We start from the raw sequence: 24,936 nt of genomic DNA, 5'->3' as shown, positions 1-24,936 counted from the left end.
CGCGCGACCGGTCGGGCGCTTCTAGTAGGGCACCGTGCCGCACCAGGTCTGGGCCCAGGCCGAGGCACCGTACTTGTTGGCCGCGCGCACCGACACGCAGATCTCGTCCCCGGAGAACGGGCCGGTGATCGTGTAGCTGGAGCCGCCGGTGGAGTAGATGGTGTCCACGTTCTTCTGCGTGAAGTTGCTGCCCTTGTTGGTGTAGTGGACGTCGTACCTGGTCGCGCCCGAGACCCCCGACCAGCTCACCGCGAGCGGCATGGAGCACGCGCCGACGCAGGAGTTGGTGTACTCGACCTTGTATCCGGTCATGGCGGGCGGCGGGGAACCGGCGGACGAGCCGCCCGCATCGGCCGAGCCCGACGCACCCGATGAGCCGGACGCCCCCGACGAGCCCGTCTGCCCGGACGGCCCGGACCCGTCGCCGGCTCCGCCACCAGCACCGCCCCCGGCGCCCTTGGTGGAGCCGCCGCCGGGTGCGCTGCCGCCGCCGTTGGCGCCGCCCGGGGCCGGCCGACTCGCGCTCGGCGGGGCGCTCGGCCCGCCGTCCGGCCCCTTCGTGTCACCCTTGCCCTTGCCGTCGTCCGGACTCTTGCCGCTCTGGCTCGGCGACGGTGAACTTCCGTTGGGACTGGGCGAGTTGAAACTGCCGGGGGTGGCGCTCGCGGCGGCTCCGGGCGACTGGGCGCGGGCGCCGCCCCCGTCGCCGTTCGCGAAGGGCTGGAGCACGGCGATCGTGCCGCCGCCGACGGTGAGGACGGCGATGACGGGCAGCACGACGAGCCTGCGGCGACGGCGGGGCCGCTCCTCGCCCTCCCGCCGGGTGTCGCCCCCCGCCTCCGGCACGGCGCCGGGAAGCCCGGCCCGCGGCCGCAGCCCGACGGTCGCCCGGTCGACCGGCTCCTCCCGCAGCGGCGTGGCCTCGGCGTCGAGCAGCCGCGCGGACTGCTGGGCCAGACGCGCGACGACGCGGGCGGGCAGCCAGGCGCCGCGCGCGGCACCCGGCCGCGGCCGGTCCGGGTCGGCCAACAGCTCGTCCACGCCGGGCCGTTGGCCGATCTCCTTCGCCAGGCAGCGGGAGATGAGCGACCGCAGCGCCTCGTCCTGGACGCCGGTCAGATCGGGCTCGCCCTCCACGATCTGGAACATCACGGCGTGCTGGTTGCTGGCCCCGTGCCCGAACGGCAGCTGGCCGGTCGCCGCGTACGTCAGCACGCATCCGAGGGTGAACACGTCGCTCTTGACGCCCGCGCTCTGCCCGCGCACCTGCTCCGGCGACATGAAACCGGGAGAGCCGACGGCCATTCCCGTGCTGGTCAGCAACGACTCGACGGACGTCTCCAGGGCCCGTGCGATCCCGAAGTCGATGACCTTCGTGCCGTCCACGGTGAGCATCACGTTGGACGGCTTGAGGTCGCGGTGCACGATCCCCGCGCCGTGAATGTCCCTGAGCGCCTTCAACAGCCCGTCGGCCAGCGCGTGCAGGGAGTCGGTGGGCAGCGGGCCGTGCCGCCGCACGATCTGTTCCAGGGAGAGTCCGGGCACGTACCCCGTGGCGACCCACGGCGGCTCGTCCTCGGGGCCCGCGTCGAGCACCGGGGCCGTGTACCGCTCCCCGACCTTGCGCGCCGCCTCGATCTCCCGGCGGAACCGCTCCCTGAACTGCTCGTCGGACACGTGCTCCTCGTGCACGACCTTGACCGCGACGGTGCGTCCGCTGTCCGACCGGGCGAGGAAGACCCGCCCCATGCCCCCGGCGCCGAGCCGCCCCAGGAGCAGATACGGCCCGATGCGGGCCGGGTCGCTCGCCGCCAGCGGTTTGATGCCGCCGTTGACGTAGTCGTCCTTCTCGCCGTGCTCGTCCCCGTTCGTACCGCTCATGATGGTGTGCGTCCCCCGGCCCTTCTCGCCTGGTCATCGGCGTAACCCGGTTGAGCGTAGTCGCTGTTGAGGTACCGGGTGAAGGTGAGGACGCGGGGGGCGACGGAGGTGGTTCTGAGCGGCGCGGTGAAGGAGTGGTGACCTTTTCGCCTCCGTCCGCGCCCGGTTCTACGGCCTCGGCACGTTGCGCAGGTTGGAGCGGGCCATCTGAAGCATGCGGCCCACCCCTCCGTCCAGGACGATCTTGCTGGCGGAGAGCGCGAAGCCCGACACCATCTCGGCGCTGATCTTCGGCGGGATGGAGAGCGCGTTGGGGTCGGTGACGATGTCCACCAGGGCCGGGCCCTTGTGCTTGAAGGCGTCCTTGAGGGCGCCCGCGAGCTGCTTGGGCTTCTCGACGCGCACCCCGTAGGCCCCGGCCGCCCGGGCGATGGCCGCGAAGTCGGGGTTGCGGTTGGTCGTCCCGTACGAGGGCAGCCCGGCGACCAGCATCTCCAGCTCGACCATGCCGAGCGAGGAGTTGTTGAACAGCACGATCTTCACCGGCAGGTCGTGCTGGACCAGGGTGAGGAAGTCGCCCATCAGCATGGAGAATCCGCCGTCCCCGGACATGGAAATAACCTGGCGGCGCCGGTCGATGAACTGCGCGCCGATCGCCTGCGGCAGCGCGTTGGCCATCGAGCCGTGGCTGAAGGACCCGATGATCCGGCGCTTGCCGTTCGGGGAGATGTAGCGCGCCGCCCACACGTTGCACATGCCGGTGTCGACCGTGAACACGGCGTCGTCGTCGGCGAGTTCGTCAAGGACGGACGCCACGTACTCGGGGTGGATGGGGACGTGCTTGTCGACCTTGCGGGTGTACGCCTTGACGACGCCCTCCAGCGCGTCCGCGTGCTTCTTCAGCATCTTGTCGAGGAAGCGGCGGTTCGTCTTGGGCTTCACGCGCGGGATCAGACAGCGCAGGGTCTCCTTCACGTCGCCCCACACCGCGAGGTCCAGCTTGGAGCGGCGGCCCAGGTGCTCGGGCCGCACATCGACCTGGACGATCTTGACGTCGTCGGGCAGGAAGGCGTTGTACGGGAAGTCGGTGCCGAGCAGGACCAGGAGGTCGCACTCGTGGGTCGCCTCGTAGGCCGCGCCGTACCCGAGGAGGCCGCTCATCCCGACGTCGTAGGGGTTGTCGTACTGAATCCATTCCTTGCCGCGCAGCGCGTGCCCGACGGGCGACTTGATCCGCTCGGCGAATTCCATGACCTCCGCGTGCGCCCCGGCGGTGCCGCTGCCGCAGAAGAGGGTGACCCGGTCGGCCGCGTCGATGAGTGCGGCGAGCCGGTCGATCTCGCTGTCGCCGGGCCGCACCGAGGGCCGGGAGGTGACCAGGGCGTGGTCGATCGCCTTGTCGGGGGCCTGCTCGGAGGCGATGTCGCCCGGCAGGGACAGCACACTGACGCCGCCCCGGCCGATCGCGTGCTGGATGGCCGTCTGGAGCACCCGGGGCATCTGCTTCGGGCTGGAGATCAGCTCGCTGTAGTGCGAGCACTCCCGGAACAACTGGTCGGGGTGGGTCTCCTGGAAGTATCCGAGGCCGATCTCGGAGGACGGGATGTGCGAGGCGAGGGCGAGGACCGGGGCCATCGAGCGGTGCGCGTCGTACAGGCCGTTGATGAGGTGGAGGTTGCCGGGGCCGCACGACCCGGCGCAGGCGGCCAGCTGCCCGGTGAGCTGGGCCTCGGCGCCGGCCGCGAACGCGGCGACCTCCTCGTGCCTGACCTGGATCCAGTCGATGGCGGAGGTGCGGCGGATGGCGTCGACGACAGGGTTCAGGCTGTCGCCGACGACTCCGTACAACCGCTTCACGCCCGCGCGGACGAGGATGTCGACGAACTGCTCCGCAACATTCTGCTTGGCCATGGGTCCATCAACCCATGCCCGTGGCCATTACGCCTCCCAGACCGCGACGGCCGTACGGTCGTCGGCGTACCCCTTCACCCTCAGCCCCATGTCGGCGAGGAATCCGGCGAGCCCCGGCGGCTCGGGGCGGGCCCACCGTTCGGCGAGTTCCTTGGCGAGGGCGGCCTCGCCGCGCAGGGGTTCGGCGAGGCCGCCGCTGCACAGCAGGAGGGTGTCGCCCGGGCGGGCCACGGAGGCACGGAAGCGGAACGGTTCGCCGGGCGGCGCGGGCGGGTCGATGTAGGGGCGGGCGGGTTCGACTGTGCCGAGGTCCATGGTCAGGCGGTCGCCCTGCGGGGTCTCGGCGGGCGCCGAGCCGAAGCCGACCACCGGCGCCCCGAGCACTTCGCCGGGCTCGGGCACGGCGGGCTCGATGTCCTGCCAGACACCGCCGCGCAGCCGGAAGAGCCCGCCGTGGCCGATGCCGAAGAACACCCGGGTGCGGCAGGCGGGGTCCGCGGACAGCAGCAGACAGCGCAGGCTCGCGGTGTACTCCTCGGGCTCGGCCCCGAGCTCGGCGGCGCGGGCCCGCAGCATGCCGTAGCTGCGGTCGGTGAGGCGGTGCAGGCCCGATTTGAGGTCGCCCCGGCGGCCCGCTCTGATGTCCTCGGCGAGGCGGACGTGGCTGCGGCCGATGGCGCCGCCGATCCACTGGCAGGCGTCCGCGGCGGCGAGGTGGGCCCGGTCGCTGGTCCGCACGCCACTGGCCACGGCGACCAGGACCAGGGCGTTCTCGCCGGTGCCGAAGCGGGCGGTGAGCAGGGCGTCGCGGCGCGGCTCGCCCCGGAAGCGCGCGGAGTCCCCGCGCGAGGAGGCGGCCCGCAGGACGTAGGCGCCGTAGCGGGCCCCGTCGAGCACGGTGTCGGCGACGAGTTCGCCGAGTTCGTCGGGCCGGGCGGCGGGCAGCGCGGTGGGCTCGGCGTCGTAGGTGGGCGGTCCATCACCCACATGGCCGGTACGGGGCCGGGGCACCGGGACGAACTGCTCGGGCGGCGCGGTCTCGGGCGGGCCGAACTGCTCGTCGGGGGCGGTCATCGGCGGGCCGGACGGGTCGATCGCAGGGGTGCGACGGCTCCGCCGGGTGCTCGCGTGGCGCGGCTCGTGGGCGGCGCAGGCCGGATCGGGCGGGGCGGTGATCGGCGGCGTATCGGAGGGTGCGGGGTGCCTGCCTCCGGCGGCCGTGCCGGGCGGATCCGGCGGGGCGCCCTCCGTCCAGCCCGGCGGCAGATCGGGCAGGGGGGCCGGGGCCGACGGTGGGGGCGGGGCCGCCGGGACGGATTCCCACCAGGCCGCGGGTTTTCGTGGTTCGGGCGGGGTTTCGGGCGGCTCCCAGGGCGCCCGGGGTTTGGGAGCCGGGGCGGCGCCCGCGTCCGGCACCGTGGCAGGTGACTCGGCGCGTTCCGCGGGCGGATCCGTCGCCTCAGCACCCGCCGCGTCGGCCGGGCCCGGCTCCACCACGGCCGAACTCACCGTGTCCGCCGCCGAGTTGAAGCGGTCGTCGAGACTGTCGCCCGAACGGTCGGGCCCGGCGTCCGGTGCCGACTCGTCGTACAGCCGGTTCCACCAGTCGTCGTCCCGCGTTGGCCTCTCCCCCTGCTGGCTCATGCCCTTATTGTCCACCGCCGGAGCCATACGAAAACGGGGCATCGGGAAAATGTGCTCAACGGACAAGTGTGGCAACGAGACCGGAAGCCCGCCGGGTGTCCCCACCCCCCACGGGAGGGACACCCGGCAGACCGGCCGCGGTCGCCGCCCCCGGGCCCGTACGCGATATCGGGCGCATCGCTCCCCCGGGATCATTCCGGAACAAAGGGGACCCGTGCTCGACGTGCGCAAGTGCCCTGGCGCCGGAGGCTGTTGGTGCTGCGGTGGCTCCACATTGGCAGAGCGGCGGGCGGTGCGGGGATGATGTTGCGCGGCGGGTTTGCGCCGGGGCGGTTTCCCGCCATCGCGCAGGTGAGGAAGGCGGTCCGGGATGCTGGGAGCGATAGGGCTCGACGAGACGCAGGAGTCGGCGTACCGCGCGCTGGTCGCGGTCGGCGCGGCCGAGGTGACGGACCTCGCGCACCGGCTCGCGCTGCCCGAGATCGAGACCGAGCGGGCGCTGCGCCGGCTGGAGCGCCAGGGCCTGGCCGCCCAGTCCTCGGCCCGCACCGGGCGCTGGGTCGCGGCGCCGCCCGGCGTCGCGCTCGGCGCGCTGCTCACCCAGCAGCGCCACGAGCTGGACCAGGCCGAGCTGGCGGCGGCGCTGCTGGCCGCCGAGTACCGGGCCGAGGCCGCCGAGCCCGCCGTGCACGACCTGGTCGAGGTGGTGACCGGGGCGAGCGCGGTCGCCCACCGCTTCCACCAGTTGCAGCTGGGCGCGGCCGAGGAGGTGTGCGCGCTGGTGACGGGGAAGCCGGTCGCGGTCACCGGGGTGGACAACGAGTCCGAGGAGCGGGCCGCGATCCGCGGGGTGGCCTACCGGGTGGTGATCGAGCGCGAGGTGCTCTCGCTGCCCGCCGGGATCGCCGAGCTGTCCGCCGCGCTCGGCCGCGACGAGCAGGTGCGCACGGTGGACCGGGTGCCCACCAAGCTCGTGGTCGCGGACCGCGGTCTCGCGATGGTGCCGCTGACCGGCCGGGGCGCCGAGCCCGCCGCGCTCGTGGTGCACGCCAGCGGGCTGCTCGAATCCCTGATGGCGCTCTTCGAGGCGGTGTGGAAGGACGCGCTGCCCCTGCGGCTCGGCGGCGGGGGCCAGGGCGTCGTCGAGGAGGCCCGGGGCCCGGACACGACCGACCTGGAGATCCTTTCCCTGCTGCTCGCCGGGATGACGGACGCCAGCGCCGCCAAGCAGCTGGAGCTGGGACTGCGGACCGTGCAGCGCCGGGTCAAGGGCCTGATGGAGCTCACGGGCGTCACCACCCGCCTCCAGCTGGGCTGGCATGCCTACGAACGGGGCTGGGTGGCCCGCTGAGCACTCCGCGCCCCGGCATCCCGCGGGCGCGAACGCTCCGGAACTGCGGGAGCGCGCCGTGTACCGCACCCTGGGCAGATGAGCGTGTGGCAGCTCCTCGCGGTCGGGGCGGTGATGCTGATGGGCCTGTGCGGCGTGCTGGTCCAGGGCGTCCCCGGGCCCGCGATCGTCTGGGCCGCCGTGCTGTGGTGGGCGCTCGACGACATCACCGGGCTCGCCTGGAGCATCCTGGCGGGCGCCACCGGCGTCCTCCTGCTGAACCAGGCCCTGAGGCCGTTCCTGCCCCCGCGCCGCTTCAAAGCGGCCGGGGTGGCCAAGCGGTCGGTGCTCACGGCGGGAGCGGCCGCGGTCGCGGGGTTCTTCGTGCTGCCGGTGATCGGCGGGATCGCCGGGTTCGTCGGGGGGCTCTACGGCGCGGAGCGGGTACGGCTCGGCAGCCGCGGGGACGGCTGGGCGTCGGCCCGGACCGTGCTGCGCGCGGGCGGTTACTCGGTGATGGCCGAGCTGTTCGCCTGCCTGCTGGTGGCCGGGGCATGGCTGGGCGCGGTGGTCTGGGGCTGAGACGGGGCGGCGGGCGGGACCGGGAATCCCTGGTCGGCCTCCCGGTGACGGCGCGGCGGCGGGCGTGTGAGGGTGGCCCCATGAGCGAATTCAGCGAGGCCGAGCGCGCGTACCTCAAGAGCCAGCGCCTTGGCCGGCTCGCCACCGTGGACGGGAAGGGTCAGCCGCAGGCGAACCCCGTCGGGTTCTTCCCGCAGGACGACGGGACGATCCTGATCGGCGGGTACGCGCTGGGCACCACGAAGAAGTGGCGCAACCTCCAGGGCAATCCGAGGGCCGCCCTGGTGGTCGACGACGTGGTGAGCGTGCGGCCGTGGAAGGTGCGCGGGGTGGAGATCCGCGGCCGGGCCGAACTCCTCACCGGACCCCACGAGTTGGGCCCGCACTTCAGCGAGGAGCTCATCCGCGTCCACCCCGACAAGATCCACAGCTGGGGTCTGGAGTAGGCCCCGGCCGCTAGGCCGTCTTGAGTTCCGGCCGGTACAGGTCGAGCCAGATCGCCAGGTCGAGCGTGCGCTCCAGGCCGCGGCGCGAGGCCTGGTGGATCTGCGGGGCGCTCGCCTCGGCGGCCCGGCGCAGGCCCTCGCGGTCGATGAGGTCGAAGACGGGGTGGGAGGGCTGGGCCAGCAGGTCCTTGGCGTGGCCCTGGAGGGCGGTGGCGTACTTCGGGTCCTGCGTGGAGGGGTAGGGGCTCTTGACCCGGTCGTACACGGAGCGCGGGATGACGTCGCGGGCCGCCTCGCGCAGCAGGCTCTTCTCCCGGCCGTCGAAGGACTTCAGCGACCAGGGCGTGTTGTACACGTACTCGACGAGGCGGTGGTCGCAGAACGGCACCCGCACTTCGAGCCCGACGGCCATGCTCGCGCGGTCCTTGCGGTCGAGCAGTACGCGTACGAAGCGGGTCAGGTGGAGGTGGCAGATCTTGCGCATCCGGTACTCGAAGTCGCTCTCGCCGTCCAGGCGTTGGATGCCCGCCACCGCCTTGTCGTAGGAGTCCTTGACGTAGGCGGGGACGTTGAGCGCGGCCGCCAGGTCTGGGCGTATCAGACCGGAGTCGTCGCCGAACTGCTCGGCGAACCTGACCAGCCAGGGGAAGGTGTCGGCCTGGCGGGCGGTCTCGTCGAAGAACTGCTTGTAGCCGCCGAAGACCTCGTCCGCCGACTCGCCGGACAGCGCGACCGTGGAGTGTTCGCGGATCGCCTTGAACAGCAGATAGAGCGAGGCGTCCATGTCACCGAAGCCCATGGGGATGTCGCGGGCCCGGATGACTTTGGCGCGGACCTCGGGGTCGGCCAGCGAGAGCGCGTCCAGAACGATGTCCTGATGGACGGTGCCCGAGCCTCGGGCCACGTCGTGGACGAAGGGGGTGTCGGGGGTGGCGCGGAGTTCGTCGGCGACGAAGTTCTCCGTCTGGCCGACGAAGTCGACGGCGAAGCTGCGTACCCGCTCGCCGACTTCACCGAGCTGACGGGCGGCGATCGCGGTCAGGGTGGAGGAGTCGAGGCCGCCGGAGAGCAGCATGCAGCGCGGTACGTCGGCGACGAGCTGGCGCCGGACGATGTCGTCGAGCAGTTCGCGCACGTGGGCGACGCTGGTGTCGCGGTCGTCCTCGTGCGGGCGGGTCTCCAGGGACCAGTAGGTGTGGGTGCGCAGGCCGCCGCGGTCGAGGGTGACGACGGTGCCGGGCTCGACCTCCTTCATGCCGTCCCACACGGCGTGGCCGGGCGTCTTGACGAAGGTGAACAGCTCGCGCAGGCCGTCGAGCGAGACCGACCGGCGGGCCAGCGGGTTGGCGAGGATCGCCTTGGGTTCGGAGCCGAACAGCACGCCGTCGGCGGTCTCGTAGTAGTAGAAGGGCTTGATGCCCATGCGGTCCCGGATCATGACGAGGCGTCCGCTGCGCTCGTCCCAGATCGCGAACGCGTACATGCCGTTGAGGTGTTCGGCGACGGCCTCGCCCCACTCCAGGTAGCCGTGCAGGACGACCTCGGTGTCGGAGTCGGTGGTGAACCGGTGCCCGCGGGCGGTGAGTTCGGCCTTCAGCTCGGCGAAGTTGTAGGTCTCGCCCGAGTAGACGAGGGCGACGGTCCGGCCGCCCGCCTCGACGGTCATGGGCTGGCGTCCGCCCGGAAGGTCGATGATCGCCAGCCTGCGATGGCCGAGAGCCGCCGGCCCGTTGGCCCAGACACCGCGGTCGTCGGGCCCCCTGCAGTCCATCGTCTCGGTCATCGCGTCGAGGGTGTCCCGCTCCGCGCGCAGTTCACGGTCGAAAGATATCCAGCCGGTGATGCCACACATACGTGCCTCCTGCTCGGCCTCTCCGGACGGTGGGGGGACGTTCCGCCGGCCGAATCGGATGTATGGAGCAACTACCTTTCGATCGTCCGACCGGGAGGTCGTGCCGTCAACAAGGCTGTAACGGCGCTGACTCGAATGCTGCGCTTAGTCGGCCGGGAACGTACGCCGGGCGAGGCAGGAGACACGGAAGGAGTCGGAAGGAGTCAGGGGTTGACCGCGAGCTCGACGTACGCGGCGAACAGCGAGAGGTGCACACCGCCCTGCATCAGGGTGGCGCGGCCGGGCACCACCGTGAGGATGCCGACCGCCACAGTCAGGGCGAGCAGCACCATGTGGCTCGCACCGAGCCCGAGCACCAGCGGCCCGGGCAGCCAGATGGTGGCGAGCGCGACGGCGGGAACGGTCAGGCCGATGCTGGCCATGGCCGAGCCGAGGGCCAGGTTGAGGCTGGTCTGTACGCGGTCGCGGCGGGCCGCGCGCACCGCGGCGATGGTCTCGGGCAGCAGCACGAGCAGCGCGATCACGACGCCGACGACCGAGGCGGGCAGGCCCGCGGCGGCCACCCCGCTCTCGATGGTGGGCGAGACCCCCTTGGCCAGGCCCACCACCGCGACGAGCGCCACTGCGAGCAGGGCGACGCTGGTCCAGGCGGTGCGCGCGGAGGGCGGGTTGGCGTGGCTGTCGTCCCGCATGACGTCGCCCTGCTGGGTCACCGGCAGGAAGTAGTCGCGGTGGCGCACGGTCTGGGTGGCGACGAAGAGCCCGTACAGGAACACCGAGGCGATGGCGGCGAAGACGAGCTGCGCGGGCGAGAACTCGGGGCCCGGCTTGCTGGTGGTGAACGTCGGCAGCGCGAGGCTGAGACCCGCGAGGGTGGTGACCGTCGCGAACGCCGTGACGGTGCCCTCGGCGTTGAACACGGCGAGCCTGCGGCGCAGGGCGCCCACGAGCAGGCACACCCCGACGATCCCGTTGCAGGTGATCATCACGGCGGCGAAGACGGTGTCCCGCGCGAGTGAGGCGCTCTTGTCGCCGCCGTCCGACATCAGGGTGACGATCAGCGCCACTTCGATGACGGTCACCGCGACCGCGAGGACCAGCGACCCGAACGGCTCGCCCACCCGGTGCGCGACGACCTCGGCGTGGTGCACCGCGGCGAGCACCGCGCCGGCCAGGAAGCAGGCCACCAGGGCGACCAGCGCGGCGGGCAGCGAACGGCCCCACGTCAGCGCGAGCAGCGCGAGGGCGAGCGGCGGCAGCACGGCCGACCAGCGGTCCAGGGGCAGGCGTGCGAGACGGATCATGCCTTCGACGTTCTCAGAAGTGCCCCGGGCCCGCCCGTCGGACTACTGCTCCGCGGCGGGCTCGACCTCCAGGTGGCGCAGGGCGTAGGAGCGCCAGGGCCGCCAGGCGTCCGCTCCGGCCGGGCCCACGTCCGGGTCACCGAGCGCCCGCGTCAGGATCGTCCGGACGGTCGTCTCGGCCATGCCCGGGAGCGTGCGCAGGACCCGCGCGGCCTCCTCGCGGTCGGCGCCGGCGTCCAGACGCAGGGCGCCGTCGGCGAGCGCGGCCGCCAGGGCGGCGAGGTGCGGATCGGGGTGGGCGGCGAGCGCGTCGGGTTCGGGGAACAGATGGGTGAGCGTGCCGCAGGGCAGGTCGAGCCGTTTGCCGTACGTCTCCACGAGAGCGGCCGCGCGGTCCCGTCCGGCCAGCGCCCGCACCGCGCACTCGTCGGGATCGGCCGCGCCCGGCGAGCGGAGCCCCGGGGTCCGCGCGACGAGCGGGGCCAGCCGAGGATCGGCGCCGAGCCGCTCGTCCACGGCGTACGGGTCGGCGTCCAGGTCGAACAGGCGGCGCAGGCGCTGCACGGCGGTGGTGAGGTCGCGCAGGTCGGTGAGGTGGATCCGGGCGTCCAGCCATCCCTGGCGGGCCGCGGTGTGCGCGGGCGCCGCCTCGTCGACGGCCACGACCGCGGTGCCGTGGGGCAGGCGCAGGGTGCGCCGGTACGTGCGGGCGCCCGGCGCTCCGACGACCTCCTCCACGCGGGCCACGGCCTCGGCCGCCAGCAGGTCGAAGGTCTCCTTCGTCGCGTACGGGCCCCGGTGGGCGAGCCGGAGCGGCACTCCGGCGCTCGCCGCGACCCCGGCCTTCGTCGCCCGGGTCCCGGCCTCCTCGCGCAGGCCGCTGGGGGTGCGGGCGTAGATCTGCCGGATGGTGTCGTTGAACTGCCGCACGCTGGCGAACCCGGAGGCGAAAGCGATCTCGGTGACCGGCAGCGAGGTGGTCTGGAGCAGTACCCGAGCCGTATGGGCGCGCTGCGCGCGGGCCAGGGCGACCGGGCCCGCGCCCACCTCGGCGGTGAGCTGGCGCTGCACCTGCCGGGTGCTGTAGCCGAGCCTTCCCGCGAGGCCGGGCACGCCCTCGCGGTCGACCACGCCGTCCCCGATCATCCGCATGGCCCGGCCCACGACGTCGGCCCGCGCGTTCCACTCGGCGGAGCCGGGTACCGCGTCCGGGCGGCAGCGGCGGCAGGCCCGGAAGCCGTGGCCCTGGGCGGCGGCCGCGCTGGGGAAGAACCGGACGTTCTGGCGGCGGGGGGTGACGGCGGGGCAGCTCGGCCGGCAGTAGATGCCGGTCGTTTTCACGGCGAAGAAGAACTCGCCGTCGAACCGGGCGTCGCGGCTGGTGACCGCCTCGTACCGCGTGTCGTCGTCCATCACGCTTCCAGTGTGCGGGGTCCCTCCGGGGGTGGCTGGCGGATTTCGGACGCGGCGCTCCCCCCACCCCCTCGGGCTCCGCCCCAGACCCGGGCTCCGTCGCCTGGCACCTGGGGCTGCGCCCCAGACCCCGTTCGCGCCTGAACGGCGCTCGTCCTCAAACTCCCCCAAGGCCTCAAGGGCCAGGGGGGACCCCCATGACGGGCTGAAATGCCCCGTGCGGGCCAGCACCATTCCGCCAGGGGCGGGATGGTGAACTGCGCGAGAAGCGAGCACGATCCGCAGATCGAAGGGGGTTCGAGGGGCGCGGGGAACTGCGCGATCAGCCACCCGCGGCCCGCGGACGAAAGCCGGGTTGAAAGGGGCGCGGGGAACTGCGCGAGGGGGTGGGGCGGGGCGGCGCCGCGAGGGGGCGCGGGGGCAGCCCCCGCGCCCCGCAGGGTCAGCGCAGGCGCCCCCGCTTGGCCGACGCGTTCGCCCGCCCCTCCGCCCCCTTCGCCTTCCAGTCCCGCCGGATCTCCGCCCGCAGCCGCGCGTCCGTCTTCGCGACGATCCGCTGGTTCTCGCGCAGGAGCTTGCGGTAGCTCTCCAGGCGCCGCCGCGCGAGCGACCCGTCCTCGATCGCGGCGAGCACCGCGCATCCCGGCTCAGCCTGGTGCGCGCAGTCGTAGAAGCGGCAGTCGGCGGCCAGTTCCTCGATCTCGGAGAAGACCTGCCCGACGCCCGTCTCGGCGTCGTAGAGGCCGACGCCCCGCAGTCCCGGCGTGTCGATGAGGACGCCCCCACCCGGCAGTACCAGCAGGTTGCGGGTGGTCGTGGTGTGGCGGCCCTTGCCGTCGACCTCGCGGGCCGCCTGGACCGCCATCACCTCCGCGCCGAGCAAGGCGTTCGCGAGCGTGGACTTGCCCGCGCCGGACTGCCCGAGCAGCACGCTCGTACCGCCCGCGACGACCGCGGCGAGGATCTCGACGCCCTCGCCGGTGGCCGCGCTGACCGGCAGGACCTGCACTCCGGGCGCGCTGGTCTCCACGTCCCGGACGAGGTAGGAGAGTCCGACCGGGTCGGGGACCAGGTCGGACTTGGTGAGGACGACCAGCGGCTGCGCGCCCGACTCCCAGGCCAGCGCCAGGAAGCGTTCGATACGGCCGAGGTCGAGCTCGACGGCGAGCGACACCGCGATGATCGCGTGGTCGACGTTGGCCGCGAGGATCTGCGCCTCGGACCGGTTGGAGGAGGTGCTGCGCACGAACGCGGTGCGGCGCGGCAGGTAGGCGCGGACGAACCGGGGGTCGCCGCCCGGCTCGACGGCGGCCCAGTCGCCGGTGCAGATGACCCGCATCGGGTCGTGCGGGGTGACGAAGGCGGTGTCGGCGCGCAGGGTGCCGTCCGCTGTCACCACGTCGCACTGGCCGCGGTCGACCCGCACGACCCGGCCGGGCACCAGGCCCTGCGCGGCGTACGGGGCGAACTCGGCCGCCCAGGCGTCGTCCCAGCCGTATGCGGCGAGCGGGCGCGACGAAGTGGAGGTGTTGAAAGCAGAGAAAGACAAGGGGGACCCTTCGAAGGGCGGTCCCGGCGCCACGCGCTCAGGCGTGGAGGCAGTAGTCGGTCAGCCGGAGACCACGGGGGTGTGAGGGATGAACTTCGGGATGCGGGCAGCGCCCTTCGCAACGACAGCCATCGTTCACACCTCCCCAACCGACATACGCCGACCGCGGCGACCCTGCGTCGCCGCTCGAACAGTCCCCGACTCTAGAGACACCCCGGCCAAGGCGCCAGCTATTTAATCGCCGTGCCTGTGAGCGTGAGTGTGTGCGGGCATGCGGCGGGCCGCCACTCCCTGCCCGGTTCCGTCAACTCTTCGCCCCATCAAGGGACTTCGGGGCCGGATTCCGTCGCCCCGACTGCGGCCGGGCGCACGGACCGGCCGCGGACCAGTCGTACGCCCCGACCGGCGGGTACCGGTCGGCCCCGGCCGACCTCCCCGCACCGCCCACCCAGGACTTTATTTGCGTATCAGCGCAAGAAACGGCACACTGCACACGTCACAGGAAACCGCATCACCGAAGGGGGCAGCCATGGACGCCGATCCTCCCAGTCCGCGCCGCCCCGCCGGGCGTCGCTGATCCTTTCCCCACGCCTCCCGCCCGTCACCATGGGGCCGGTGCGGCGGTGCGGTGCGGCCGGGTTCTCCGGGCCCGCCGCCCTCCCCTTTCCTTTCTCACCACGTCGGGCTCCGCCGCGCCGGGGTGCGCGGTCGCGCCTCCGGGACTCCTGTGCCCACAGTGTGGTCGGAGGTCTCTTGTGATGTCGTTCCGGACGAGCGGTCCCCCTACCCGGGCCACCTCCCGCCTCGCCGGCCGCCTGGCCCGGCTGAGCTGGGTCGACGCGGTGGTCGCCGCGGCCGTGCTCGTGCTCTTCTACGTCGTGCTCCAGGTGGGCCACGGAACCACGGTCCGGTTCTCCACCGATCAGTCGCTCAAGGTCGACACCGATCCGTGGCGGCTGCCCTACGACGCCGCGCGCTCGCTGCTGCGGATGTTCATCGCGCTCGCCGCCTCGATCGTGTTCACCTTCGTGTACGCGCTCGCCGCGGCCAAGAGCCGGCGTCTGGAACGCATCCTGATCCCGGCGCTCGACATCCTCCAGTCGGTGCCGGTGCTCGGCTTCCTCACGGTCGCCGTCAGCGGGTTCATCGCCCTGTTCCCCGGCTCCATGCTGGGCCTGGAGTGCGCGTCGATCTTCGCGATCTTCACCTCGCAGGCCTGGAACATGACGTTCGGCTTCTACCACTCCCTGACCTCGCTCCCCCGCGAACTCGACGAGCTGTCACGGTCGTTCAGGTTCACCCGGTGGATGCGGTTCTGGCGGGTCGAGCTGCCGTCGGGGATGATCAGCCTCATCTGGAACGGCATGATGAGCTTCGGCGGAGGCTGGTTCTTCCTCGTGGCCTCCGAGGCCATCAGCGTCAACAACCGGGACTACGCGCTGCCCGGCGTCGGCTCGTACGCGGGCGCGGCCATCGCCGACGGTGACCTCGGCAGGGTCGGCTGGGCCATTCTCACCATGGCGCTCATGGTCATCGGCGTGAACTTCCTCTTCTGGCGGCCGCTGACCGCCTGGGCCGAGAAGTTCAAGAACGAGCAGTCCGAGGCCAGCGAGATCCAGCGCTCCGTGGTCCTCGACTTCCTGCGCCGCTCCACCTGGCCGCAGCTGCTCGGCAAGGCGCTGCGGCCGGTAGGGCGCGCGCTCGGCCGAGCGGGCCGCGTCTTCGGCACCGACGACCGGCCGCTTACCGTCGACAAAGCGCGCCGGCGCACCGGGGACATCACCTTCACCGTCGTCGCGGGCGCGCTCATCCTGTGGGGCCTGTTCGACCTCGGCCGCTACCTCCACGACAAGACCGGGCTGGGCGTCTTCGGCGAGCCCCTCCTGCTCGGCCTCGCGACGCTGGCCCGGGTGGTGGTCCTGGTGGCCGCGGCCACCGTGATCTGGGTGCCGATCGGCGTGAAGATCGGCTTCTCGCCGCGGCTGACCCGCATCGCCCAGCCCGTCGTGCAGGTCCTCGCGAGCTTCCCCGCCAACTTCCTCTTCCCGCTGGCCGTCTGGTTCTTCCTGAGGACGGGCCTGTCCATCAACATCGGCGGCATCCTGCTGATGGCGCTCGGCGCCCAGTGGTACATCCTCTTCAACACCATCGCGGGCGCCATGTCGATCCCCAGCGATCTGCGCGAGGCCATGGACGACCTGGGCGTCCACGGTTGGCAGCGCTGGAAGCGGCTGATCCTGCCCGGCATCTTCCCCTCGTACGTCACCGGCGGCATCACCGCGTCGGGCGGCGCCTGGAACGCCTCGATCGTCGCGGAGGTCGTCACCTTCGGCGGCACCACCCTGACGGCCACCGGCCTCGGCGCCTACATCGCCAGGGCCACCGCCTCCGGCGACTTCCCGCACCTGCTCGCGGGCGTGGCGGTGATGAGCCTGTACGTCGTGGGCCTCAACCGCCTGCTGTGGCGCCGCCTGTACCGGCTCGCCGACACCCGCTACGCCCTCTGACACCCCTGACTTTCCCTGGAGCCCCCTCATGGTGCTGAACACCCTTCGCGCCCTGCGCAACGCACGGCACGCGGTCACCCCGGCCGCTCCCCGCCCGGCCGACGGCGAGATCCTGCTCGAAACGGTCGGCCTGACCAAGGCGTACGCCGGCGCCGACGGCGAGCTGCCCGTCCTCGGCGGCATCGACCTCCAGGTGCGGGCCGGTGAGGTCGTGGCGCTGCTCGGCAAGTCGGGGTCGGGCAAGTCGACGCTGCTGCGCTGCCTGGCCGGGCTCGTGCCGCCGAGCTCCGGCACGGTGTCCTACCGCGGCGCCCCGCTGAAGGGCGCCAACCCGGGCACCGCCATGGTGTTCCAGACCTTCGCGCTGCTGCCCTGGCTGACCGTGCTGCAGAACGTCGAGCTGGGTCTGGAGGCCCGGGGCGTACCGGCGGACGCGCGGGCGGACGCGGCCCGCCAGGCCATCGACCTGATCGGCCTCGACGGCTTCGAGTCGGCCTACCCCAAGGAGCTGTCGGGCGGCATGCGCCAGCGCGTCGGCTTCGCCCGCGCCCTGGTGGTCGAGCCGGACGTCCTGATGATGGACGAGCCGTTCTCCGCGCTCGACGTACTGACCGCGGAGAACCTGCGCGGCGAGCTGATGGAGCTGTGGGAGTCGGGCCAGTTCCCGACCCGGGCGATCGTCCTGGTGACCCACAACATCGAGGAGGCGGTCCTGATGGCCGACCGGATCGTGGTGCTGGGCTCGCGGCCGTACGGCACGATCCGCGAGACCTTCGAGGTGGGGCTCGAAAGGCCCCGCGACCGCGACGCGCCCGCCTTCGACGAACTCATCGACCGGGTCTACCGCACGATGACCGGCCGTCCGAAGGAGACGGCCCAGCAGGCCGTGCGGGCGGGCGAGCCGTCGTCGGGCCGCGTCGAGGGCATCGAGGTGGACCGGCGCACCCCCGCGAACACCCCGCTGCCCGGTGCGAGCGTGGACGGCCTGTCCGGCCTGGCCGAGATGGTCGCCCACCGCGGCGGGCGCTGCGACCTGGCGGACCTCGCCGACGACCTCGGCCTGGAGATCGACGACGTGCTTCCGCTGGTGGACGCGCTCGAACTGCTCGGCTTCGCCGTCGTCAGCGACGACGACCTGATGCTGACCGACCGGGGCACGACGTTCGCGGGCGCCGACGTACAGACCTCCAAGCAGATCTTCGCGGAGGCCGCACTGGAGGCCCCGCTGGTCCGCCTGATCACTACAAGCCTGCGCCAGAGCCCCGAGGCCACCTTGCGCGCGGGCTTCTTCCGCGACGTGCTGGCCCACCACTACACGAGCGAACAGGTGGCCCAGCAGCTGGAGACGGCCACGGACTGGGGCCGGTACGCGGAGCTGTACGGCTACGACGCGGAGCGGGAGGAGTACCGGCTGGACGAGAGCGCCGCGTGACCCCGCGCCCCCGACGCCTCCCGCCTCCACGCGCCCCGTCCGCTCCCGCGGGGGTATTGGTGTTCGTCCGCGGGCCGTCCGGGGCTGGTCGCATGGTTCCCCGCGCCCTTCAGAGCGCCGCCGTGCCGGAGTGGAAACGGCTCACTGGTCGGTGACCGGGCGCGGGGCCCTGGCCCTGCGGGCGGCCCGCACCGGCACAGCACCCTCCGCCAGGGCGGGCGTCGGCGCGGCTCCCTCGGTCGACACGGCGAGGGCCACCACGGACGCCTCCTCCAGGAGTGAGCGCACGCCCGGCCCGGCCGCCCGGTAGAAGATCCGCGTGCCGTCCCGGCGCGACGTGACGAGCCCGGCCGCACGCAGCTTGGCCAAGTGCTGCGACGTGGCGGCGACATGCGCGCCGATGGTTTCCGCGAGCGCGCTCACCGGCAGCTCGGCCCCGCTGAGCGCCCACAGCAGGCGGTACCGCGACGGGTCCGCCACCGCCTTCAGTACGGCGACCGCCCGGTCGGCCCGCTCCGCGTCCCAACTCTCCATTTGCGCTCCCATGCAAATAGCGTAACGGAGCGGGGGCCCGGCGGGCGTGTCCGTTTCGTACAAGACCCCCGCGCGCCGCGCTGCCTACCGTGAGGCCATGACTCCACGACTCGACTCCATCGGCCTGGTAGTGGCCGACATGGCCGCATCCCTCGCCTTCTACCGCCGCCTCGGCCTGGACGTTCCGGCCGACGCGGACACCCAGCCCCATGTGGAGTGCACGCTTCCCGGCGGCACCCGGGTGCTGTGGGACACCGAGGACACCATCCGCTCCTTCGACCCGGACTGGACGCGCCCCGAGGGCAGTGCCCGTACCGGACTCGCCTTCGCGTGCGACTCGCCCGCCGAGGTCGACGCGACCTACGACGCGCTGACGGCGGCCGGGTACGACGGCCACCTCAAGCCGTGGGACGCGTTCTGGGGACAGCGTTACGCGGTCGTCCACGACCCGGACGGCGTCGAGGTCTCGCTGTTCGCCGCGCTCGCGTAGTCGGTCAGCGTCATCCCGGCCAGCGCGCGCATCTCCCGCGCCAGGTGCGCCTGATCGGCGCAGCCGGCGGTGAGCGCGGCCTCGGCGAACGGCACGCCCCTCCGTACGAGGTCCAGGGCGCGCTGGAGGCGCAGGATGCGGGCCAGCGTCTTGGGTCCGTAGCCGAAGGCGTCGAGGCAGCGGCGGTGCAGCTGGCGGGCGCCGAGCCCGGCCTCGGCGGCGGTCGCGGTGACGCTCCACCCGGCGGCGAGGCGCTGGGCCACCGCCCGCGTCAGCGGGTCGGGGACGGGCGCCCTCGCCAGGGCCGCGGCTTCGAGGGCGGTGGCCGGGTCGGGGGCCTCGGTGATCCGCTCGGCCAGCGCGCGCACCTCCGGGCCGGCCCACAGCGCGTCGAGCGCCACCCGGCTGTCGCGCAGTTCGTGGGCCGGAACCCCGAAGAGGGCGGGCCCGGCGCCGGGCGCGAACCGGATCCCGGCGTACCGCGTGCCGGGGGCGGCATCGGGCACGTACGCCCGGGTGTCGGGCCCCGCCACCAGGAGGCGCCCCTCGCACCAGAGCAGGTCCATGCAGCCGTCCGGAAGGACCGGCCGCTCGTCGCCCCCGGCCACGGTCCGCGTCCAGACCACGGCGCCGGACACCCTCGACGGCCGCTCTCGGTACATGCTGTCGAGGGTAGCTCCGGCCGCGGACGGGACGCCGGTCAGTCGGGGTCGCGCGGGAGCCTCTCGTGCTCGCGCGGCGCCTTCTCCTCGGGCCTCTTCGCATGGTGCAGCCGGGACTTCACATCGGCCGGGGGCAGGAACTTCGACCAGCGCTCGGGGAACTCGGACGGCATCCCGGGGTCGAGCGCCTCGTCGCCGTCCTCGCTCTCGTCGAAGAGCATCGGCTGGACGGGGTGGGCGCGGGCCACGAGCTGGGCGGCCTGCGCGGTGCGCACCCGGTCGCTCGCCTCGCGGGCGGCGGCCGTGGCGACCGACGGCCAGACCCGGTCGATGGCGGCGTTCACGGCCGCCCCCACCAGCACCGCGAACGCCGAGATGCCGATCCACAGCAGCACCGCGATGGGCGCCGCGAGGGAACCGTAGATGGTCGGGCCCTCCACCGTGCTGGTCAGGTAGATCCGCAGCAGGAACGAGCCGAGCACCCACATCGCGAGGGCGACCAGCGCGCCCGGCACGTCCTCGATCCACGGGGAGCGGACCGGCACCGAGACGTGGAAGAGGGTGGTGAGGAAGGCGATGGACAGCAGGATCATCGTCGGCCAGTACAGGAAGCTGATCACGTCCGTGCCCCACGGGATCAGCTCGACCACCCGGTCCGGGCCGACCACCGCGAGCGGCAGCACGACCGCACCGATCAGCAGCGCGACGACGTACAGGAGCAGCGACAGCAGCCGGGTCTTGACGATGCCCCGCGTCCCGTCGAGCCCGTACATGACGGTGATGGTGTCGATGAAGACGTTGACGGCGCGCGAACCCGACCACAGGGCGATGGCGAAGCCGATCGAGACGATTTCCGGTCGCTTGCCCTTGGTGACGTCGTCCAGGAGCGGCTGCGCGAACTCGTGCACACCGCGGTCGGACAGCACGGTTCCGGCCGCGTGCAGGATGTTCTGCTCGATGCTCGCCACGGTGTGGGTGTTGGTCCAGCCGTCCACGTAGCCGAGCAGCGCGATGACACTGAGCAGCAGCGGGGGCAGCGAGAGCAGCGTGAAGAACGCGGCCTCGGCGGCCAGGCCCAGGATGCGGTACTCGACACAGGAGTTGACGGTGTCCTTGAGGAGCAGCCAGCCCAATTTCCGCTTCGATACGTTGCGGTAGATGACGCGGGCCCGATGAAGGCGGCCGGATGTCCGCTCGGGTGTTTCATTTGCTGGCTGCACGTCCTTACCGTATCGGCATGGCACCCACCACCCACACAGTGACCAACCAGGCTCCGCCCCTGGTGGGGTACGACGTCTTCACCGCCGACCGGGCCCTCACGGAGGCGGTCGGGCGGCACATCGCGCCGGAGCTCGCCGACGAGGTGCGCGAGGAGCTCGCGGTCCTCGGACGGTCGGCGGGATCGGCCCAGGCGCAGGAGTGGGGTGTGCTGGCCAACGAGAATCCGCCGAAGCTGCGCACCCACGACCGGTACGGCAACCGCGTCGACGAGGTCGAGTTCCACCCGAGTTGGCACCGGCTGCTCGGCAAGGCCGTCTCCGCCGGGCTCACCGACGCCTGGGGGCGGCCCGCCGGGCATGTGCGGCGGGCCGCCGGATTCCTGGTGTGGACGCAGGCGGAGGGCGGGCACGGCTGCCCGGTCTCCATGACGCACGCGGCGGTGCCCGCGCTGCGCACCGACCCGGAGCTGGCCGCCGAGTGGGAGCCGCGGCTCACCTCGCACGTGTACGAGGAGGGGCTGCGGCCCGCCGCCGAGAAGGGCGGGGTGCTCTTCGGGATGGGCATGACGGAGAAGCAGGGCGGCAGCGACGTCCGGGCGAACACGACGTCCGCGGCGCCGCTCTCCGCCGACGGCGAGTACGTCCTGACCGGGCACAAGTGGTTCTGCTCGGCGCCGATGAGCGACGGGTTCCTGGTGCTCGCCCAGGCTCCCGGCGGCCTGACCTGCTTCCTGGTGCCGCGGGTCCTCGCCGACGGCACCCGCAACGCGTTCGCGATCCAGCGGCTCAAGGACAAGCTGGGCAACAAGTCGAACGCGTCGAGCGAGGTCGAGTTCGACGGGACGTGGGCGCGCCGGGTCGGTGAGGAGGGGCGCGGGGTGCGCACCATCATCGAGATGGTGGCGGCCACTCGGCTCGACTGCGTCATCGGCTCGGCGGCGATCATGCGGCAGGCCGTGGCGCAGGCGGTCCACCACGCCTCGTACCGAAGTGCGTTCGGCGGGTTGCTCATCGACAAGCCGCTGATGCGCAACGTGCTCGCCGATCTGGCGCTGGAGTCGGAGGCGGCGACCACGCTGGCGCTGCGGCTCGCGGCCGCCTACGACGCCGACACCGAGGAGGAGCGGGCGTTCCTGCGGCTCGCGGTGCCGGCCGCCAAGTACTGGGTCACCAAGCGGTGTACGCCGGTGGCGGGCGAGGCGCTGGAATGCCTCGGCGGCAATGGGTACGTGGAGGAGTCCGGGATGCCGCGGCTGCTGCGCGAGGCGCCGCTGAACTCGATCTGGGAGGGGTCCGGCAACGTCCAGGCCCTCGATGTCCTGCGGGCCCTGCAGCGCGAGCCGCAGGCCATCAACGCCTTCCTCCAGGAGGTCGGCAAGGCGCGCGGGGCGGATCACCGCCTGGACGGCGCGATCAAGGACCTGCTGACCGAACTCGCCGACCTGGACGGCATCGAGGCACGGGCGCGGCGGCTGGTGGAGCGGATGGCGCTGGTGCTCCAGGGTTCGCTGCTGGTGCGCTGGGCGCCGCCCGAGGTCGCGGACGCGTTCTGTGCCTCGCGGCTCGGCGGCGACTGGGGGGCGGCGTTCGGGACGCTGCCGCACACGCTGGATCTGGCGTCCGTGGTGGAGCGGGCCCGCGCCGAGGTGTGAGCGGCGGCCCGCGCCGCGGCTGAAAACCGCTGCCCGCGCCGGGAGGTCCGTCGGGGGTGGTGCTGCGCCGACACGGCACCACCCCCGCGCTCTCATGCGTCCGACGACGGAGCATGACGACCGGACTTCCGGTGCTCTTTCACTTTCGTACACACGCGCGGCCGTTCGCGAGAGTTGCAAAGGGTTGCAACCATGTGGGGCATATCGCCGCACGCCAACTCCCGGACGGGCAGGATGAATTCAGGACACGCGGGCTCAGCACGTGCCGGACGCCGGTGTCGACAGCAGGAGGATTCCGTGGGGACCAACACGCTCGACGTGGCCCGGCTGGCCGCGATGGACTCCGAGGCGGCCACCCGGCTCCTGAAGAGCATGCGCGCGGCCGCCCTGGAGGGCCGACGCACCAAGGTCGTGCCGCGTACGGACATCGAGGAGTCCTGGCGCCGGATGCTCAGCAGCGGCCTCGACCCGGACGGGAACCACCACGGCGGCCTGCTCCCGCTGGACGAGGTCGAACGGCGCAGGCGCAACTCGCCGTTGACGGAGGTGCTGCCGGTGCTGCGCGAGGCGCTGGTGTCGGTCGCGGACGCGGCCCAGCACATCATGGTCGTCTCCGACGCCGACGGGCGGCTGCTGTGGCGCGAGGGCCACCCGTCCGTCCTGAAGCTGGCGGACACCCTCGGCTTCGAGGTGGGGGCCGACTGGAGCGAGGCGGTCGTCGGCACCAACGGGGTGGGCACCCCGCTGGTGACCGGCCGACCGGTGCAGGTGTTCTCGGCCGAGCACTTCGTCGCCGCCCACCACACCTGGACGTGCGCGGGCGCGCCCATCGTCGACCCGCGCGACGGCCGGCTGCTGGGGGTGGTGGACATCAGCGGCCCGCTCAGCACCATGCACCCCGCCACGCTGTCCTTCGTGACCTCGGTGACCCGGCTCGCCGCGGCCGAGCTGCGCAACCGGCACTTCGCGGCCCTGGAGCGGCTGCGCACGGTGGCCGCGCCGGTGCTGTGCCGGGTGGGCGGGCGCGCCCTGGCCGTCGACGACAACGGCTGGGTGGCGGCGGTCACCGGCATGCCGCCGACGGAGCGGCTCGCGCTGCCGAAGTCGCCCCGCAGGGGCCGGGTGTGGCTGCCCTCGCTCGGCATGTGCACGATCGAGCCGCTGCCGGGCGGCCGGCTCGTGCAGGTGGCCGAGGAGTCGGGCGGCCCGGGTGCGCCGACGGCCCGGCGGGTGGTGCTCGACCTCAGCCGCCCCCGGCGCTGCTCGGTGACGGTCACGGGCGACGCGGGGAGCTGGACGCAGGAGCTCAGCCCCCGCCACGCGGAGCTGCTGTTCGTCCTGGCCCTGAACCGGGAAGGGCGCAGCGCGGCCGAGCTGGCGCGGGACATCTTCGAGGACGCGACGCGCACGGTGACCGTGCGGGCCGAGATGTCGCGCCTGCGCCGCCATCTCGCGGAGGTGCTCGCGCACCGCCCGTACCGCTTCAGCGAGGACGTGCGGGTGGAGGTGGTCGAGCCCGACCGGCCGCAGGACCTGCTCCCCCACTCCGCGGCCCCGGCGGTCAGACTGGCCCGGGGCCGCCACCCCTGACCTGCGTTGGAAGCCGTGCGGGACGCGTGATTGCCTGGCGCCATGAGTATCACCGTGACCACCTGGTCCCTCGAACAGACCTCCGCCGACGATCTGCGGCCGGCCGCCGAGCCGTCCGGCGACATCCGGATCGTGCGCGCCGAGGTCCCTTCGCCGGAGTTCAGCCGCTTCCTCTATACGGCGGTCGGCGGTGACATCAAGTGGATCGACCGGCTGGGCATGACGTACGCCGAGTGGGAGCGGGCGCTGGACAAGCCGGGCACGGAGACCTGGGTGGCGTACGAACGAGGCACGCCCGCGGGCTACGTCGAGCTGGAGGCCCAGCCCGGCGGCTCGGTGGAGGTCGTCTACTTCGGCCTGATCCCCGCCTTCCGCGGCCGGCGCATCGGCGGCCACCTGCTGACGTACGGGATCCGGCGGGCCTGGGACCTGGCCGAGCGCTGGCCCGGGCTGCCGGCCACCGAGCGGGTGTGGCTGCACACCTGCTCGCTGGACGGGGAGCACGCCATGGACAACTATCTGCGGCGCGGGTTCAAGCTCTTCGAGACCAAGGAGGAGCAGGCCGAGGAGACCGCCGCGCCGGGTCCCTGGCCGGGGGCGTTCTGAGCGGTCGGCCGGGCCGCCGGAGGGCGGCCGTGACGGGCCCGTGAGGGGCTCCACCGAAACGGAGCCCTGACCTCCACCGGTGACCCGGACCACACCGTCTCATGATGCAGGACAGCTTTGTCCACATTCTGGATAGTGGTGGACTGGGCCGAAAGTCCCGTGACACGCTTCCGTCATGTCTGGAACTGGAATTGCCTTGGTGAGTCGGCGGCACGTCGACCTCGGCCGCATGTCCAGCGCCATCTGTCCGGCACGCTGACACCTCCAGCACCGCCGCGAAACTCTTTCCCTCTGTCCTGCCTGCGCACCGCCGCGCCGAAGCGCGAGTGTG

Annotated in this window: 20 protein-coding genes; 10 read left to right on the top strand and 10 right to left on the bottom strand. The window is 72.8% G+C overall.

From position 1 onward, the window contains the following. Positions 1-21 precede the first annotated feature (21 nt). From DT019_RS35075 to DT019_RS35065, 3 genes are all read right to left on the bottom strand, one after another. Entirely contained in the window at positions 22-1,881 is a 1,860-nt protein-coding gene (locus tag DT019_RS35075; protein WP_114041045.1) for a serine/threonine-protein kinase, read from the bottom strand. A gap of 168 nt (positions 1,882-2,049) precedes the next feature. Continuing rightward, positions 2,050-3,792, bottom strand: coding sequence for a pyruvate dehydrogenase (locus tag DT019_RS35070; protein WP_114041044.1), 1,743 nt, complete (start codon positions 3,790-3,792; stop codon positions 2,050-2,052). Positions 3,793-3,819: 27 nt separating this feature from the next. Further along, a complete protein-coding gene (locus tag DT019_RS35065) occupies positions 3,820-5,436 on the bottom strand; it encodes a protein phosphatase 2C domain-containing protein (RefSeq protein WP_114041043.1) in 1,617 nt (538 codons plus the stop codon). Positions 5,437-5,806: 370 nt separating this feature from the next. Here DT019_RS35065 and DT019_RS35060 point away from each other — a divergent pair, with 370 nt between their 5' ends. From DT019_RS35060 to DT019_RS35050, 3 genes are all read left to right on the top strand, one after another. Further along, the gene (locus DT019_RS35060) at positions 5,807-6,787 is read left to right on the top strand and encodes a helix-turn-helix domain-containing protein (protein WP_114041042.1); all 981 of its coding nucleotides are present in this window, start codon (positions 5,807-5,809) and stop codon (positions 6,785-6,787) included. 78 nt (positions 6,788-6,865) lie between these two features. Continuing rightward, complete coding sequence (locus tag DT019_RS35055; RefSeq protein ID WP_189390208.1) at positions 6,866-7,348, top strand: DUF456 domain-containing protein; 483 nt, start codon at positions 6,866-6,868, stop codon at positions 7,346-7,348. 80 nt (positions 7,349-7,428) lie between these two features. Then, on the top strand, positions 7,429-7,794 hold the full coding sequence (locus tag DT019_RS35050) for a PPOX class F420-dependent oxidoreductase (protein ID WP_114041041.1): 366 nt from the start codon (positions 7,429-7,431) through the stop codon (positions 7,792-7,794). Positions 7,795-7,804: 10 nt separating this feature from the next. On the opposite strand, the gene asnB is transcribed toward DT019_RS35050, so the two are convergent. From asnB to rsgA, 4 genes are all read right to left on the bottom strand, one after another. Next, positions 7,805-9,646: an asparagine synthase (glutamine-hydrolyzing) gene (asnB, locus tag DT019_RS35045; protein ID WP_114041040.1), complete on the bottom strand. Its 1,842-nt coding sequence runs from the start codon at positions 9,644-9,646 to the stop codon at positions 7,805-7,807. A gap of 203 nt (positions 9,647-9,849) precedes the next feature. Continuing rightward, a complete protein-coding gene (locus DT019_RS35040) occupies positions 9,850-10,950 on the bottom strand; it encodes a calcium:proton antiporter (RefSeq protein WP_114041039.1) in 1,101 nt (366 codons plus the stop codon). A gap of 42 nt (positions 10,951-10,992) precedes the next feature. Then, positions 10,993-12,363, bottom strand: a complete 1,371-nt coding sequence (locus DT019_RS35035; RefSeq protein WP_114041038.1) for a bifunctional transcriptional activator/DNA repair enzyme AdaA — start codon at positions 12,361-12,363, stop codon at positions 10,993-10,995. Positions 12,364-12,805: 442 nt separating this feature from the next. Further along, positions 12,806-13,912, bottom strand: coding sequence for a ribosome small subunit-dependent GTPase A (rsgA, locus tag DT019_RS35030; RefSeq protein ID WP_114041037.1), 1,107 nt, complete (start codon positions 13,910-13,912; stop codon positions 12,806-12,808). 758 nt (positions 13,913-14,670) lie between these two features. Between rsgA and DT019_RS35025 the strand changes: the two genes are divergently transcribed. Both DT019_RS35025 and DT019_RS35020 read left to right on the top strand, forming a co-directional pair. Then, on the top strand, positions 14,671-16,419 hold the full coding sequence (locus tag DT019_RS35025) for an ABC transporter permease (protein ID WP_114041036.1): 1,749 nt from the start codon (positions 14,671-14,673) through the stop codon (positions 16,417-16,419). Positions 16,420-16,447: 28 nt separating this feature from the next. Then, complete coding sequence (locus tag DT019_RS35020) at positions 16,448-17,851, top strand: nitrate/sulfonate/bicarbonate ABC transporter ATP-binding protein (protein WP_114041035.1); 1,404 nt, start codon at positions 16,448-16,450, stop codon at positions 17,849-17,851. Positions 17,852-17,992: 141 nt separating this feature from the next. On the opposite strand, the gene DT019_RS35015 is transcribed toward DT019_RS35020, so the two are convergent. Further along, entirely contained in the window at positions 17,993-18,397 is a 405-nt protein-coding gene (locus tag DT019_RS35015) for an ArsR/SmtB family transcription factor (protein ID WP_114041034.1), read from the bottom strand. A gap of 85 nt (positions 18,398-18,482) precedes the next feature. On the opposite strand from DT019_RS35015, the gene DT019_RS35010 reads away from it, so the two are divergent. After that, positions 18,483-18,875, top strand: a complete 393-nt coding sequence (locus tag DT019_RS35010; protein ID WP_114041065.1) for a VOC family protein — start codon at positions 18,483-18,485, stop codon at positions 18,873-18,875. Here the strand turns inward: DT019_RS35010 and DT019_RS35005 are convergent. Beyond that, positions 18,815-19,537 carry a helix-turn-helix transcriptional regulator gene (locus DT019_RS35005; RefSeq protein WP_114041033.1) on the bottom strand — a complete coding sequence of 241 codons (723 nt, stop codon included), beginning with the start codon at positions 19,535-19,537 and terminating at the stop codon, positions 18,815-18,817. The genes DT019_RS35010 and DT019_RS35005 overlap by 61 nt on opposite strands. A gap of 38 nt (positions 19,538-19,575) precedes the next feature. Continuing rightward, the gene (locus DT019_RS35000) at positions 19,576-20,757 is read right to left on the bottom strand and encodes a YihY/virulence factor BrkB family protein (protein WP_114041032.1); all 1,182 of its coding nucleotides are present in this window, start codon (positions 20,755-20,757) and stop codon (positions 19,576-19,578) included. Between the two features lie 17 nt (positions 20,758-20,774). On the opposite strand from DT019_RS35000, the gene DT019_RS34995 reads away from it, so the two are divergent. From DT019_RS34995 to DT019_RS40980, 4 genes are all read left to right on the top strand, one after another. Further along, on the top strand, positions 20,775-22,409 hold the full coding sequence (locus DT019_RS34995) for an acyl-CoA dehydrogenase family protein (protein ID WP_114041031.1): 1,635 nt from the start codon (positions 20,775-20,777) through the stop codon (positions 22,407-22,409). 297 nt (positions 22,410-22,706) lie between these two features. After that, positions 22,707-23,999: a helix-turn-helix domain-containing protein gene (locus DT019_RS34990; protein ID WP_388983633.1), complete on the top strand. Its 1,293-nt coding sequence runs from the start codon at positions 22,707-22,709 to the stop codon at positions 23,997-23,999. Between the two features lie 42 nt (positions 24,000-24,041). Further along, positions 24,042-24,605, top strand: coding sequence for a GNAT family N-acetyltransferase (locus DT019_RS34985; RefSeq protein ID WP_114041029.1), 564 nt, complete (start codon positions 24,042-24,044; stop codon positions 24,603-24,605). 175 nt (positions 24,606-24,780) lie between these two features. After that, positions 24,781-24,864, top strand: coding sequence for a putative leader peptide (locus DT019_RS40980; RefSeq protein WP_310591794.1), 84 nt, complete (start codon positions 24,781-24,783; stop codon positions 24,862-24,864). Positions 24,865-24,936: the final 72 nt, after the last annotated feature.

The sequence above is a fragment of the Streptomyces sp. SDr-06 genome (assembly GCF_003324565.1).
In the GTDB taxonomy this organism is placed as follows: Bacteria; Actinomycetota; Actinomycetes; order Streptomycetales; family Streptomycetaceae; genus Streptomyces.
Note: the sequence above shows the minus strand (reverse complement) of the source record. Positions and strands in the feature narration are given on the sequence as shown.